Origin of the sequence: Micromonospora sp. MH99, from assembly GCF_021442385.1 — a bacterium.
GTDB lineage: Bacteria > Actinomycetota > Actinomycetes > Mycobacteriales > Micromonosporaceae > Micromonospora.
Genome location: NZ_MUZA01000013.1, coordinates 11,745 through 25,863, shown reverse-complemented (window position 1 = coordinate 25,863; position 14,119 = coordinate 11,745). Strand labels below are relative to the sequence as shown.

Here is a 14,119-nt window from a genome sequence, read left to right as displayed (position 1 = left end):
TGATGTCTGGTCGGCGGCAGGGCCGTCAGTGTTGTTGCCAGAAGCCGTCGAACTGGTCGAAGGGCGGCATCAGCGAGAGTCGCTCCTTCGCCTCGCGGGGTGTCCGGCCCTGGGCGACGAAGGCGGCGTAGATGCGATTCGCCACGTCGCCCACCTCCTTCGGTGCAGCTCCAAGGAACGGCTCCGGGTCGTCCGCCACGTCACCGTCGTGCATGATCCGCAGTGCGGCCACCGGGACGGTCTCCTCCAGAAGTCTGATCAACGCCTTGGCGTCTACGGCGGCGTCAGGTCCGCCCTGCATCACCTCCCGGACCAGTGGGTGGTCTCGGTTGATACGGCATCGGATGTTGCCGTCGCGCTTGTCCACCCGCCATGCGTAGATGAACTCGGCGCCGTGCTCACGTGCAGCGATCCGACCGCGATGGCTGAGCACCTCCGCGGCCCTGCTGCGGGTGGCGGTACCGATGCGCTGGAGATGGCGCCGGACGCCCACCGGGGGCACGGCCGTGGACTTCCGTACGTCAATGGCCCATTCCGCATCCGCCTCGGCGGGGACGTCCACGACGATCCGCGCGAGGTTGTAGCGCTCGTCGCGTCGGAAGCCGCGGATGCCGAGCCAGTCACCGGCGAGGATCAGTCGGTCCCGCCGGTAGACGTAAAAACCCTGCTGGTCGAGCCAGCCTGCGGGACCGGCGGCCTGTTCCTGCTGCTCGGAGTCCAGCTTCTTTGGATGAGGCAGGATGAACGGCTCGATCCGTACGGTGTGCGAACCGACGGGCAACTCCTCGGTCGGAAGTCGCTGAACCGAGGGATGGCCGCTGAGGAACGGATCCCACGCCTTCACCGGACTGCCGTTCACCGTCATCGCGATCCGGTTCCGGCCGATCAGGAAACGGGCGAAGACCATGCCGAGGTGTTCCTCGACGCGGGTCGCCTCGGTGTAGAACTGCTTCTGGGCCCGGGTGTCCTCCACCGTCAGGCCGACGACGTCGAACCGGTGCAGGCTTCGCCAGATCACCGTCGTGCCGACGCCCCCGTCCGGCCGCAGTCGGGCCAGAGTCTCAATGGTCTCGTCGTCGGTGCCGTGCAGCAGGCGCCACTCGCTGGTGGCGGACACGACGGCCAGGTCCCAGGTACGGACAGCTTCGGCTGCGCCGACCTCGGGCCTTGTCGCAACCGTTAGTCGGGCGGCCTGCGAGAACGAGGCGCTCTTCAGGCCCATGCCGAAGCGGCCCAGATCCTGAGATGCGCGAGCCTTGAAGGAGCCCCGCGCAGCGACGGTCATCGCACTGACAAGGTCCCCGGTCGTCATGCCTCGGCCGTCATCGACGACCGCCACCCACGAGGCAGGGCCCGCCCAGGTGAAATATACGTCGATACGCCGAGCGTCGGCCGAGACGCTGTTGTCAACGAGGTCCGCCACGGCAGCCTCGACGCTGTACCCGAAGGACCGAAGTGAAGTGATTGTTCCGGCGGGGTCGGGGTTGGCGATGTCGTAGCTCAAAGCAGGTCGGCTCCAGTTGGGCACGGAGCTCGGGGCGCCGCACGTCGCGTTCGTTGCTGTCCGACGACCAACCATCCCTTGTGACGGTGTGAGGGTGACCGGTGGCGGACAGCGCGAGTATAGGGAGGTGATGCTCCTCTCATGTGGTGCGTCAAGATCGTTTCTTGCGCTTCTGGTCGACCTGCCCCTTTTGCTCATGAAGCTTCCACCCGTACGGATGGTTGGTTGCTCAGGTCAACGGTCGGGTTGACAGCAGCCCTGAACGATCCGACGGTGTGTCGGGACGGACTATCGTCGCCGCAGGCGCCCTGGCGGTAACCTGCCTGATCGTGACCAGTGAAGACCAGCCCGCCGCCGCACCTGTTCGTCGCCGTGGGTACGGAGTCAAGCTGGTTCGCGGTCCTTTCGTCCGCCTCGCCCCTCACCCTGACGCCTGCTCCGAGCCGGAGGATCTTCTTGCCTTGGCGTCGAGACTCAGGGCCGACGGCGGCCGGCTGGCCGCCGACCTCTTCAGCGGTGCTGGCGGGCTGAGCCTGGGACTGGAAGCAGCTGGCTATCAGGTCGTGATCGCGGTGGACCACGACGAGGAGGCGATCGAGACCCACCGGCACCATCACGGTGGGATGAGTGTCGACTGGGACCTCGGAGACCCAAAGCGGGTGCGGCAGGTGGCTGACCTGATCAAGGCAGCGGGAGTGGAACTCCTCGCTGGCGGTCCTCCCTGCCAACCATTCTCGAAGGCGGGACGCTCAAAGATCAGGCACCGTGTCCGTCACGGGCTGCGCGACCCGTACGACGAGCGCAGGGACCTGTGGCGCTCGTACCTTGAGATCGCTCGAATCGCCCGCCCTCAGGCTGTTCTCATGGAGAACGTGCCGGACATGGCACTGGACAAGGAGATGTTCATTCTCCGGACCATGGTCCATGAGCTGGAGTCGATCGGTTACTCGGTCGAGGAGCGTTCGGTCGAGACCTTCCGCTATGGCGTTCCGCAGTTCCGGCAGCGGCTCATCCTGGTGGCGCTCCGTGACGGCGTGGCCTTCACCTGGCCTCGGGAGCAGCGCGAGCGGGTGACCGTGTGGAACGCCATCGGGGACCTGCCGGAAGTGGAAGGCGGATGGCGGCCGGCGGGCGGCGCCGAGGGCTGGAGCGACTACGACCGACCGTACAGCGAGTTTCAGCGGCGCATGCGGAAGTCGGTGCCTGACGCCGACGCGAACAAGATTTTCGACCACGTCACGCGACCCGTCCGTGAAGATGACGCTCGGGCCTTCGAGGCGATGGACGCCACCACGAGGTACCGGGATCTTCCGGACGAGGTCAAGCGCTACCGCGAGGACATCTTCGACGACAAGTACAAGCGACTCGATGAGAACAACCTTTCCCGTACGATCACCGCGCACATCGCCAAGGACGGGTACTGGTACATCCATCCGCGGCAGAACCGCACCATCACAGTTCGTGAGGCCGCACGACTGCAGACGTTCCCGGACTGGTTCCGCTTCGCCGGGCCGCCATCGGCGGCGTTCCGCCAGATCGGCAACGCCGTTCCCCCGCTGCTCGGGGAGCACCTCGCCGGTGCTGTCCGTGCAGCCTTGGACGATCCGCGACCGGTGCCCGCGACGACGCAGGACATCGCTGCGCTTCTCGCCGCATGGTTCGACAGCGCCGCGGTCCGCGGTCTTCCGTGGCTGAGGGCGGAAACCCGTTGGCAGGTGATTCAGGCCGAGATGCTTCTGGACCGTGCGCCGGCGGAGGTGGTGCGGTTCATCTGGCCTCTCCTGGCCCGCTGGCGTGAGCCGCAGGAGACCGTCCTTGCGGAGGCTGAGCTGCTGGAGATCAGCAAGTGGGCTGGGCGGCCGGGCCGAGCCGGGGCGATCGTGGAGTTGGCCGGACGGCTCGCCGACAACCCGGAGCTGCTCCAGGATGACGACCACCTCCGGCAGGTCCCGGGGCTCACTGAAGCGGTGGCCGATCTCGCGATCCTCGTGGTCCCGGCCCACGGCGATGAGGACTCCGAGGAGCCGGTTCTCGTGACGAAGGGCGTACTTCGGGTTGCTGCCCGCTTCAGCGGTGATCCTGTGGATCGTCGGAATCGGCTCACGGACGGCCGCTTGGAGATTGCCCGGATGATCGGCGCGGACGCGGACGCCCGGCGAGCCCATCTGGGACTGGTCGAACTGGCCAACAGCCTGTGCCGGCCGGTGGAACCGGAGTGCAACGCCTGCCCGCTCCAGAAGCTCTGCTCGGAGTCGCGCGCGGACCCGCTACGGCTCTTCTGAGCCGGGTCCGTCAGCGGCTCACGGCTCCAAACCCAGCGACCGGGCGACCTCAGGGGCGTCCTTGCGCAGGGTCGCCGCGATCCGTTGCCAGGCGACCCACTCGCCGGACTGCATCGCTGCCGCTCTCAGGGCGAGCCCGGTGGTCGTCGCCGCCTGGGTGGCGGACCGGACGTCGGCGGACGCGTTCAGGTCCTGTGGCAAGGGCTTTGCCTTCACCCGGGCGCTCTTGCGGTAGGCGTCATTGGCGTAGAGGCAAAGCTCGTTGACCGGCGCCTCCAGCATCTGACGCAGCTGGGCTGGCAGTGAGACCCGCATCTTCGCGACGTTGATGTTGAAGGCGGAGTCGAGGTCTGTGCTGAAGTCGAGCGAAGCCCGGGCCATCTTGGTGTGCTCGTCGATGCCGCGGATGGCATTCCAGCCACCCCACTGCACCAGCCGGTCGGCGCGGTAGACGTAGAGCCCCTGCTGACGGTTCCAGTTCAGTGGCCCGGACAGCCGCTCGAATTCGCTCGTGTTGGAGAACCTGTCACGGGACGGCAAGATGAAACGGCGTAGGTCAACGTGCCCGGACACGTTGCCGACGGCGACCTCGAAGCGCTGTGCGGGCAGTTCAGAACGACCGTCCTCGTCAGGGGCGAACGGGTTCCACGGTCGTACCTTCTGACCGTTGACGGTGATGACGATCGGGGCCAGTCCGCCCACCCCTTCCAGGAATCGATGGAAAACGATCCCTAGGTGTTCCGCTGTCTTCGTCGCCAGCGCTTCCAATCGCCGGCGCGCCCAGCCTCCCTCGGGACGGTTCTCCGGAAGCACGCGGTCGAGGTTGCGCCAGAGGACGACCGTTCCCGTCCCTTCGGCCAGCCACTGGCGAGCTCTGGCAACATCCGGATCCGCGCCAGGGTCGACCACCACCCACTGATCCCACTCCTCGACGATGTCAAGGTCGAGGACTCGGGCTGAGGTCCGCACGACGTCGGGGGTACTCCGGGAAATCACGGCCACCGAGCGGCACTGCGACAGCGATGCGGTCTTCAGCCCCAGCCCGTAGCGGCCGAGTTCACCAGCCTTGTACGTCCGGCGTGTGCCCAACCGGAGTCCCTCCAGCAGCGCTCCGGGAGACATGCCGCGTCCGTCGTCAGCGATGTACACCCGCGTCTTCGACCCCGCGAACTCGATCATCACCTCCACCCGCGACGCGCCGGCGGCCACGCTGTTGTCGACGATGTCCGCCACTGCGGTCGGGAAGTCATAGCCGATGTCGCGCAGCGAGTTCGTCAGGCGTGCAGCCGAGGGTGCGACGTCAAACCACGCCTTGCCGGGCATCTGCCCACCTCCGTCAGCTCGTCCCTGGTGACGACCAGGATGTCACAACCTACGTCGTGATCTTGAGGCAGGCGCCGGCGGTGTCCGTAGATGTCGCCATGTCTGCTCCACCTCATCCGCCACGGCCGCCGGGTCCTCGTGTTCCCAGAAGTGCCGAACCTGCCAGCCCAGTGCCGTCAGTGCTGCGTCCTTCTCCCGGTCCCGCTCGACGTTCCGATGCAGCTTCGCCTGCCACCACTCACGGTTGTTCTTTGGCATCACCCCGTGCTTCGGACACTGGTGCCAGAAGCACCCATCAACGAAGACCGCCAGACGTGCTCTGGTGAAGGCGATGTCAGGTCGTCCCGGTAGTGCGGGATGGTTGATCCGGAACCTCAGACCGCGGCGATGCAGTTCTCGGCGGATGAGTAACTCCGGCTTGGTGGAGGCCCTGCGCATCCGCTTCATCTGGTTGGAGACCGCTTCACTCAACGGAGCAGGTCGACGCGCGGGTGGCCCCCCAGAGGCGCTGGTCATCGCCACGCCCCCGCACCTCGTCGCGACGACCATGTTTCCTGCACGCGTCATCCCTATCACTGGTGTCGGACAACCCTAGCGGTGTCAGATCCCGGACAGTTGCCGCTTGCATCGATGGAACGGCAGGCTCCTAGAGGCAGGAGGGGTGACACCTCGTTGACGAGCGGTCAGAAGTCCTACTACTGCAGCTCACGGGGTTGAGCCTGCCGTGCTGCCAGCTCAGAGCAGGTTCTCCGTCCAGGCAACTGCGCAGCTCCTTTCCTGAGGGCGACGAACCTCGTCCAGCGTGCCCGAGAGGAATCGGGGTCCCGTTGGCAGGACTCCTGCCGGTAGTGTCTTGGGACACCTTGTGGGGAGGTGGGGTCCATTCTTGTTGGGCTGGAAGTACCGCCCGCGGTCGAAGCGGACTGGGCGATCACGGCCGTACTCGCCCACCTGCGTTTGGGCGGCGCCCGGGCCGTAGTGGTGGATTCTCCGCTTGGGGCCGGCAAGTCGACACTGGGGATGCGTGCCGCCGTCGAGTTGGCGGTTGCCGGCCAGCTCATCCGTCGACTGACTTCGTACACCTCCATCTCCCGGTCAAGTTTCCAGAGGCTGCACGGCGATCATGCTGTGATGGCTTTCCTGCCTGGGCGTGGGCAGCCTGGGATGACGCCTGGGGCCTCTTCGTGTGGATGACATTGGCGGAAGACGGGAGAAGTGTTCGTGGCTAATGAGTTTCTGCCGATTGTTAGGATGGCCGAACGAGCGGAAAGGGCAAAAGAGGATTCCGATACCTCGTACTTCTTCGACCTCCTCTACATGGGCGAGTGTCTGATTAAGGTACTTACCCTTGAACTCTTGGCCGCTTTGCAGGATGATCGCCAACAACACCGGTACTCATTGGAGTACCGGCTTGTCCGTGCCAATAGCATCGGTGAGTGGGCGGATGTATTAGATGAAGTTCTGACTGGCCCTGCAAGTCAGCTCCTTGTCGCTGCCGCTCGGGATTCCCAGCGAGCCCTCACTGCACAGGTGGGCCCCTTGGAGACCACTTGGCAGAGAGACGCAGTCAACCTGCTTAACGAGGCGTGCCGTTGCATTGATTCGTCAATAGTAGAGTTGAATCGTCAAAAAGTGACGCTTAGGCAATGGGTCCGTCAGTTTGTGTGGCTACGAAATCGCACGAGGGGGCATGGTGCACCGAAGTCAGCGACTCTATCGAAGGTGTGTCCTAAGCTTGAAGAGTCGCTGCAATTGATTATTGGCTCGGCCCCGGCCTTTGCGAGGTCATGGGCCTATGTGCGAAGGAACATGTCCGGCAAGTACAGGGTCAGCGGATTTGGCGGAGAAAGAGCCGCCTTTTCGCGTTTGGCCAAGGAGAGCAATCACGGCCTTTCTGACGGTGTATACGTTTATTTGAGTGGTTACCGTCAGGTGCGGCTGCTATTCACTGATCCTGATCTAACTGACTTCTTCCTTCCAAATGGGAACTTTCAAAAGCTGACGTTTGAGGTGTTGTCTTACATTTCCGACGAGCGAAGGACCGAGGACGGCGGCAAGTACGTTCTTCCTGTTCAAGCACAGCCAGCCAGTGAGACTACAGCTAAACCGAAACTCGACATTATCGGAAACTCCTTCTCTAATATGCCACCCCGTCGTCCCTCCTACGTAAAGCGAGACGAGTTGGAGCGCGAGCTGGGGAGCCTCCTACGGGACAGTAGACATCCAGTTGTTACACTCCACGGCCGAGGTGGGATCGGCAAGACGTCATTAGCACTCGAGGTCCTTCATCGTTTAGCCGACGAGAACAATTTTTTTGGCATCGTTTGGTTCAGTGCGAGAGACATCGATTTGATGCCTGAGGGGCCGCGAGTAGTTAAGGCCGACGTAGTCTCCACGGAGGATGTGGCCAAAGACTTTGCCCAGCTGATGGTTCCAGAGAAGCGATTGAAGCTGCCGGAAGCCCAAGAGTATCTGACGCGCTGTCTATCAGGTAAGGATGGCGATGGTCCGTTCCTTTTTGTTCTCGACAACTTCGAGACAATTCGAGAACAGGCGGAGCTGTATGCTTACTTGAGCAACGCCGTCAGGTTGCCGAACAAGGTGCTGATAACGACGCGAAGCCGCGACTTTAAGGCTGACTACCCGGTAGAGGTTGGAGGCATGAAGCGGTCCGAGTTCTCCGTTCTGGTCACGGAAGTGAGTCGACGACTGGACATCTCCGACCTAATCGATGCTTCGTTTGAGGATGAACTATTCGAGGAATCTGATGGTCACCCTTATATCACCAAAGTGTTGCTAGGTGAAGTTGCAAGTATCCGCAAGAAGGCATCTTTGAAGCGCGTCATAGCCGGGAAGGACGCAATGCTCGATGCGCTTTTCGATCGATCGTTTGCCGCTCTTTCGCCAGCCGGTCAGCGCGTATTCTTGACGCTATGTAGCTGGCGGTCGCTAGTTCCTCGTATTGGGCTTGAAGCGGTATTACTTCGGCCGGGAAATGAGCGACTGGACATCGAGAAGGCGCTTGCCGAACTTCAGCAGTTGTCGTTGGTTGAGACTACCTTTGAGGAACCGTCCATGGCCGAATACCTATCCGTTCCGCTCGCGGCGGCGTTGTTTGGTAGGAAGCGGCTAGTAACGAGCTCTTTGAAGATTGCTATCGAGGCGGATCTAGAACTCATCCGAGGATTCGGCGCGACGTCAACGACGGACCTGGCAAGAGGATTGGGGCCCCGGGTGGATCGCCTCGTCCGTGCAATAGCGAGCCGGGAACGGAAAGGAGCTGATCTGTCTCAAGAGTTCGGCGTGATTGAGTATATTGCTAGTTCCTACCCCCCGGCCTGGTTGAATCTTGCCGACCTGTATCAGGAGCTTGGATATGGCAATGAGCGAGTCATTACGGCCATTAACAGGTATTTAGAGGCTCGGCCGGGTGACCAGGATGCTTGGAAGCGGCTTATTTCTCGATACCGCAGCTCCGGCAATCCTGTAGCAGAGATGCACGCTCGTCTTCAGCTGGCAGAGATTGCGCAACCGCCCTACCATGATCTGAGTGAATCTGCATCCCGCCTGAACGGGCTGCTGTCGCGGAAAGAGATTGATTTCAACGCGGACGAGCGAAGGTTGATCATTCGCAAGTTTCGTGCTCTTATGGAGGCGAGAGCCGAAGAGGCTGACGCGACCGATCTTTCAAGGCTTGCATGGCTGTGCATGCATGATCAAGATGCTGAATCGGCAGGCCGCTGGGTTGTCGAAGGGTTGGCGCGTGAGCCCGGAAATCAACACTGCGAGAGCCTGAGGCGTCGGCTTGGGGATTCGGCGCCAAACATTAGATAAAGTGGCGCCGGTCAGGCCGGCTCGATCTGAGTGCTGCGTCCGCAGGAAGACCCGCCGTACATGTACGTCGAAGGCGATGCCGCTCCGAACAGACCGGCGATCGGCCACGCCCATGTCGCGGGCGAAAATCTCCACTGCCACGCCGCTCTTCTGCTCGATGCTGGGAAACGGGCACAGGCGAACCGCGAGCTCGGCGAACCGGGGGCGGGCTTGCCGAGTACGACGACCTGGGCCACATCGTGGATGTGACCCGACGTCTGCACCCCAAGCGACCGGGCGAACTCGACTTTCCCGCCTGGCCAATCGTGCGGCGGTTGTGCTGCGTCGGATCCCTAACTGCGGCGCCTTGCGTGCTGCGTGAGGTCTGCCCTCGCGACGTGGATCGGGCGGCGGCCGTTCGAGGTAGCTGATCGCAGCGCCATGGGCTCAAAACGCTTTCTCGCTCAACCTTCTGACTGTCTGCTGGCCCGGTCGGCGACGAAGACGCCGCGGCCGGGGGCGCCGATGACGATGCCGCGGTCTCGTAGCAAGGCGACCGCGCGCGCCGCAGTGGAGAACGACACGGAGTAGAGGTCGGCGAGCTGCGAGTACGAGGCCAGCTTTGCCCCTGGCTCGTACTCGCCCCTTGATCCTGGAGGCAATGTCGGCGGCAATGTCGGTATAGCTGAGCGGGATCGGGGACACAGGTGATTCTTCCGGGCTGGCACCTGCGGGGCCACGGATGAGGACCCACCCCGGTAGCGTCCGGGGATGCCCGACACCACGCACGAGGTCCTGCTGGCCGGCTTCGGCGCTGCTCAGCCGTACACCATGGAGGCCGCCGCCCCCGCTCGCCCGGCGTGCACGTGGTCCTGGACCGCGGCGTGGTCGTCTACGTGGGCCACACCCGAAGCCTGCGGGCTCGTCTCCGGCAGCACCTGACCGGCAACCGGGGCTCGGCGGTACTGCACGAGCAGGTCGGCCAACTCCTCGACACCCCGGGCAGCGCGGCGTCGGCCGCCGACATCGCCGATTGGCCGGGCCGGTGCGAGGTCCGCTGGCAGGCGACCGACAACCCGGAGGGTACGAAGGAAGCCCTGGTCCTGGCCCTCAAGCCCCGCTTCAACCGGCAGGTGCCGAAGCCGCGTTACGCGGACCTTGGTGAATAGGGGACCTCGCCCGCCGGCCGGATTCCTCTATGTTGGGCCCGCGTGCCCGGCGTCCGGCCTGGTGGATTGCGGGCACCGTCTACCTGGTGATCGGCTGGACGTCCTTCGCCACTATCGGCGAGGCGGACAAGACAGGCACTTCGCTCCTCTCGGAAACCTGGTGATCTGCGTACCGCAGCAAGGATTGCCCGCCAGTTAGCCGCCGTCACCGAGCCGCATGCGCGATGTGGTCTCGTTCCGGCAGGCGCGTAGACCTACCCTGATCGCAGGCATCGCCGGCGACGTCGTCCCGCTCTGCACGCCGCGCCTGCCGAAAAATGCCCCGTGCCCATGGCAGACGGATCGAGCCGTCAGATGACATGGTCCGTTACGTGACGTAGTCGGTTTTGAGATAACGCCCGGTCACGCCACTACCTACCGTGAACCCCGTCCTCGCGAGCGGCCTTGGTGCCGGCGTCGGTTCCTTGGAACTGAGCAGCCGCCACCCGGTCTCAGACGGGAGTAACGTATGCGTGTTCAGAAGGAATCCCGGCGGTTCGGTTCGCGTGCCTGCGTACTCGTGCTCGGTCTCGTCGCGGCCGGTGCGGTGGTCGCCTCGGCGAGCCCGGCATCCGCGGCGGTCCCCGGCCTGGTGCGAATCTCCGCCACCAGCGTCAGCGACTTCGCCGACTTCGACAGCGCCAAGGCGACCCCGCCCGCCAGGCAAGGTCTTGACCGGTACGGGCTACGAGCTGAACGGCGTCACCGGTGAGGGTGCCGTTGACGACCTGCGCCCCAACGGCGGTCCGGCCACCGCGCCGGCGGCCGTCACCGTCGGCGCCTACGAGACGGAGGCGTCGCGGGGAACTGGTCGGTGACGGCGTACGCAATCTGCGCCAACCCGCTGCCCGGCCTGGTGCGGGCGTCCGTGGTGGGTGCCAGCAACTCCCTCGACTTCCGCAGCGTCGTCGCGACCTGCCCGGTCGCGAAGGTGCTGACTGGAGCCGGCTACGAGCTGAACGGTGTCACCGGCGAGGGCATCGTGGACGACTTTCGCCCCAACGGTGGTCCCGCGACGCCCGGTGTCGGCCGCCTCGGGTGCGTACGAGGAGGACGCGTTAGCCGGCAGCTGGTCCGACACGGCGTACGTACGCCATCTGCGCCACGGCGTAGCAGTCACTCATCCGGTGCAGCCGCCCCGCGCGTTCGCGGGGCGGCCGCACCGTTGACTGGTCGGCTCAGGAGCCGCCCTGGCGTTGGATACGTCCGTCGCCGGAGACCTTGGCCCGACGCAGGTCGCGTTCAGTGCCAGCGGGGCCGGTCGCGGTACGGCGGTGCCGTTGGTCGGGCGAGTGCTCCACGGACGAGCCCTGACGGCCCGCAGCGCCGCTGCCCGAATGCCGCCGGCCTCGTGCCGACTCGCCGCCGCTGTCGTGTTTGTTCTGCTTGTGGCTACCCATGCCCCGCGCGTACCCGGTCACCCGGCGGCTAGTCACGAGCCACCACCCGATCGTCAGCCGTTGGGTGTCCGCGAGGTGGGCAGGAGCGGGGTCGATCGTGGCAGTCGCTCGCGTTGCTCCAACGGGAGCCATTCACCCTTGGGATCGATCAGTTCAATGAGACCGACGAGTTCGTTCTGCAGGCGTACCAACCGCTCATTCCCGCGGTGGCCTTGGGCCTCCACCTCGTGCACCTCCGCCAAAAGACGGGTGAACCAGGATGGGAACCTCGGGTCGGTTTCGAGGCGGTCGCAGAAGGCCGGGTATCCCAGCACCTCTGTCACCGCGCCATCAGACGACTCCACCCGATGCAGCATGACTTGACCTCAAAGTGAGCTGGTGTGGCTCGTTGGCCAGCACGGTCGGGCTGCCGGGGGTGGTCAGCGCCGAGGTGTCGTCGGCGCGGGCGGGGGGAGACGGCAGGCAGGCTCGCCAGCGCGGCGGGGCGACGACGGCGGTGACGCGGCGGGCACGCATGGCCCGAATCGTAACCACAATGGACCTGCGTAAAACGCCTGTTCCTGCGTGCCCGATTCTTGTGTGACGCCAAGCTCGATGGCGCCTGCGACGCCGCAACGACAACGACGGCCCGCGCGGGGCCGCAGGGGAGTAGCCTCCGGGCATGCTCGACCCCTTGATCGACGACCTGTTGGCCGGCTTCGCGGCTCCTCGGCCGTACACGATGGAAGCCGTCGCTGACGCGCCCCGCGCGCCCGGCGTGCACGTTGTTCTCGATGGCGGCACGATCATCTACGTCGGCCGGACCGGGAACCTGCGCAATCGCCTCCGGCAGCACCTGACCGGCAACCGCGAGTCATCGGTGCTGCACGAGCAGGTCGGCCAGCTCCTCGACAAGCAGGGTCCGGTGGCGACAGCGCAGGACATCGCCGACTGGCTGGGTCGCTGCGAGCTTCGCTGGCAGGAGACCGACAACCCGGAGGGTACGAAGGAAGCCTTGGTCCTAGCCCTCAAGCCCCGCTTCAATCGGCAGGTGCCGAAGCCGCGCTGATGAAGCCGGCGGAACTGGCAGGCGGCCGGCGCGTGCGTACGGTTCGTGCACCGCACCGCCCACTGCGGACGGCTGCGACGAAGCGGCCGGGCGTTGAGGTACAGCGCCAGCAGAGGGCCCGGTACTAAGATTTCGCCTGGCCGTCGGCACGCGGCTGGCCGACACGGGGAGGTGTCATGCGGCGTCGCCAACTGCTGGCGTCCGGGATGTTCGCGGCGATCGGGCTCAGTGCCGGGGAGCTATTGAGAGCAGCGCCTGCGGCCGCCGACGCGGCCGTGCTGAAGAGCGTCGGCGTCCAGCTGCCGGTGAACGACCTGCGGGCGATCGAGCTCGACGAGGCGCGCGGCCGCCTCTACATCGCACAGGGGGTTGGTGGCGCTCTGCCGCTGGTGGTGACCGACCTCGACGGCCGCCTGCTGTCCCGGGTCACTGCCGTCACTGACATTTCCGACCTCGTGCTCAGCGACGACGGACGCATCCTGTACGCGGCCCAGCGCTTCGACCGGATCATCGCGTTGGATGCCGCGACGCTCACCATCATCGCCAGCTATCCCGCACCAAACGGCACACACCTGTACACGGTCGAACCGACAGGTGAGAAGGTCGTCGGCGGGTTCATCGACGCCGGCATCGGCTCAGGCGGTCTGCTGATCTGGTCCGCGCCCGAAACCCAGCCGCTGGTCTACACCGCGGGCCCCAACTACCACCCGATCATCGACGCCAGCCCCGGCGCGCCCGGTCTCCTCGTCGCTGGCGACACCGGGTATTCGCCCGTCACCACCTACGTCATCGACGTATCCGGTGACAGCCCGACTATCGTCGCCCAGCGGGACTACACCGGCAGCAACCTCATCGACTACGCCGTGAGCCCGGACGGCACCGAAGTGGTGGAGACCGTGGGCAACCCGTACGAGCACCACTCGTACCGGCTGCCGGATCTCGCCGACGCCACCGTCTATCCCAGCGGGGTCTACCCGCAGGACGCGGCCTGGTCGGGGGACGGCTCCACCGTCGCCATCGGCCGCGCCTCGACCGGCACCGGTGACGCCGATGTCTACCTCTACGGCAAGGGCAGCACGATCCCGACGTACGCGGTCGACTTCCGCAGCGGCGACAGCCTCTGGGAGGGCACGCTGCTGGTCAACCGGGACGGCACCCGGGCGTGGGCGGTCACCTCGACCGACCCCTACCAGGAGACTCAGCTGCTGCACTCCTTCGGGCCGGCGCACCCGCCGAAGCCGCCGGTCACCGACCTGGCCGTCACCGCCGGGGTCGGGGCCGGCAAGGACAAGGGCATCGCGCAGCTCACCGTGACCTGGAGCTCGCCCATCGGTGACGACAATTACTGGTGGATCACCGCATCGACCAACGGCGGGGCCGAGCGGGAATTCTGGCGCGGCAAGCTGGACGCCAGCGGCAGATACGCCCTCACCTACTCGCTGCCGCGCGGCACCACCACCTTCACGGTCCGGTACCGCGACTACTACCAGTTCTACCCGGACGGCTACGCGACCGCCACGCTGCAACGATGAGCGAGGCGG

10 protein-coding genes and 1 pseudogene are annotated in these 14,119 nt (G+C 65.1%); 6 read left to right on the top strand and 5 right to left on the bottom strand.

Translation table 11 applies throughout. From position 1 onward, the window contains the following. Positions 1-25 precede the first annotated feature (25 nt). Positions 26-1,504 carry an ATP-binding protein gene (locus B0E54_RS09650; protein ID WP_234582985.1) on the bottom strand — a complete coding sequence of 493 codons (1,479 nt, stop codon included), beginning with the start codon at positions 1,502-1,504 and terminating at the stop codon, positions 26-28. A 329-nt stretch (positions 1,505-1,833) separates the two neighbouring features. On the opposite strand from B0E54_RS09650, the gene dcm reads away from it, so the two are divergent. Beyond that, the gene (gene dcm / locus B0E54_RS09645; RefSeq protein WP_234582983.1) at positions 1,834-3,786 is read left to right on the top strand and encodes a DNA cytosine methyltransferase; all 1,953 of its coding nucleotides are present in this window, start codon (positions 1,834-1,836) and stop codon (positions 3,784-3,786) included. 18 nt (positions 3,787-3,804) lie between these two features. Here dcm and B0E54_RS09640 read toward each other — a convergent pair whose 3' ends face one another. Together B0E54_RS09640 and B0E54_RS09635 are read right to left on the bottom strand one after the other, a co-directional pair. Next, entirely contained in the window at positions 3,805-5,109 is a 1,305-nt protein-coding gene (locus B0E54_RS09640) for an ATP-binding protein (protein WP_234582982.1), read from the bottom strand. A gap of 42 nt (positions 5,110-5,151) precedes the next feature. Continuing rightward, positions 5,152-5,556, bottom strand: coding sequence for a very short patch repair endonuclease (locus B0E54_RS09635; RefSeq protein WP_255786753.1), 405 nt, complete (start codon positions 5,554-5,556; stop codon positions 5,152-5,154). A gap of 774 nt (positions 5,557-6,330) precedes the next feature. Between B0E54_RS09635 and B0E54_RS32760 the strand changes: the two genes are divergently transcribed. Continuing rightward, positions 6,331-8,943: an NB-ARC domain-containing protein gene (locus B0E54_RS32760; RefSeq protein WP_234582981.1), complete on the top strand. Its 2,613-nt coding sequence runs from the start codon at positions 6,331-6,333 to the stop codon at positions 8,941-8,943. 443 nt (positions 8,944-9,386) lie between these two features. Here B0E54_RS32760 and B0E54_RS09620 read toward each other — a convergent pair. Next, positions 9,387-9,627: pseudogene (locus B0E54_RS09620) on the bottom strand (GntR family transcriptional regulator). 155 nt (positions 9,628-9,782) lie between these two features. On the opposite strand from B0E54_RS09620, the gene B0E54_RS09615 reads away from it, so the two are divergent. Both B0E54_RS09615 and B0E54_RS09610 read left to right on the top strand, forming a co-directional pair. Next, positions 9,783-10,091: a hypothetical protein gene (locus tag B0E54_RS09615; RefSeq protein WP_234582980.1), complete on the top strand. Its 309-nt coding sequence runs from the start codon at positions 9,783-9,785 to the stop codon at positions 10,089-10,091. Between the two features lie 710 nt (positions 10,092-10,801). Beyond that, positions 10,802-10,948: a hypothetical protein gene (locus B0E54_RS09610; protein WP_234582979.1), complete on the top strand. Its 147-nt coding sequence runs from the start codon at positions 10,802-10,804 to the stop codon at positions 10,946-10,948. A 635-nt stretch (positions 10,949-11,583) separates the two neighbouring features. On the opposite strand, the gene B0E54_RS09605 is transcribed toward B0E54_RS09610, so the two are convergent. Continuing rightward, a complete protein-coding gene (locus B0E54_RS09605; RefSeq protein WP_234582978.1) occupies positions 11,584-11,886 on the bottom strand; it encodes a hypothetical protein in 303 nt (100 codons plus the stop codon). A gap of 305 nt (positions 11,887-12,191) precedes the next feature. Between B0E54_RS09605 and B0E54_RS09600 the strand changes: the two genes are divergently transcribed. Beyond that, positions 12,192-12,578 (top strand): GIY-YIG nuclease family protein, encoded by a 387-nt coding sequence (locus B0E54_RS09600; protein WP_234582977.1) that lies wholly within the window; start codon positions 12,192-12,194, stop codon positions 12,576-12,578. A gap of 176 nt (positions 12,579-12,754) precedes the next feature. Then, positions 12,755-14,110, top strand: a complete 1,356-nt coding sequence (locus B0E54_RS09595) for a hypothetical protein (protein WP_234582976.1) — start codon at positions 12,755-12,757, stop codon at positions 14,108-14,110. The last annotated feature ends 9 nt before the right edge of the window (positions 14,111-14,119 follow it).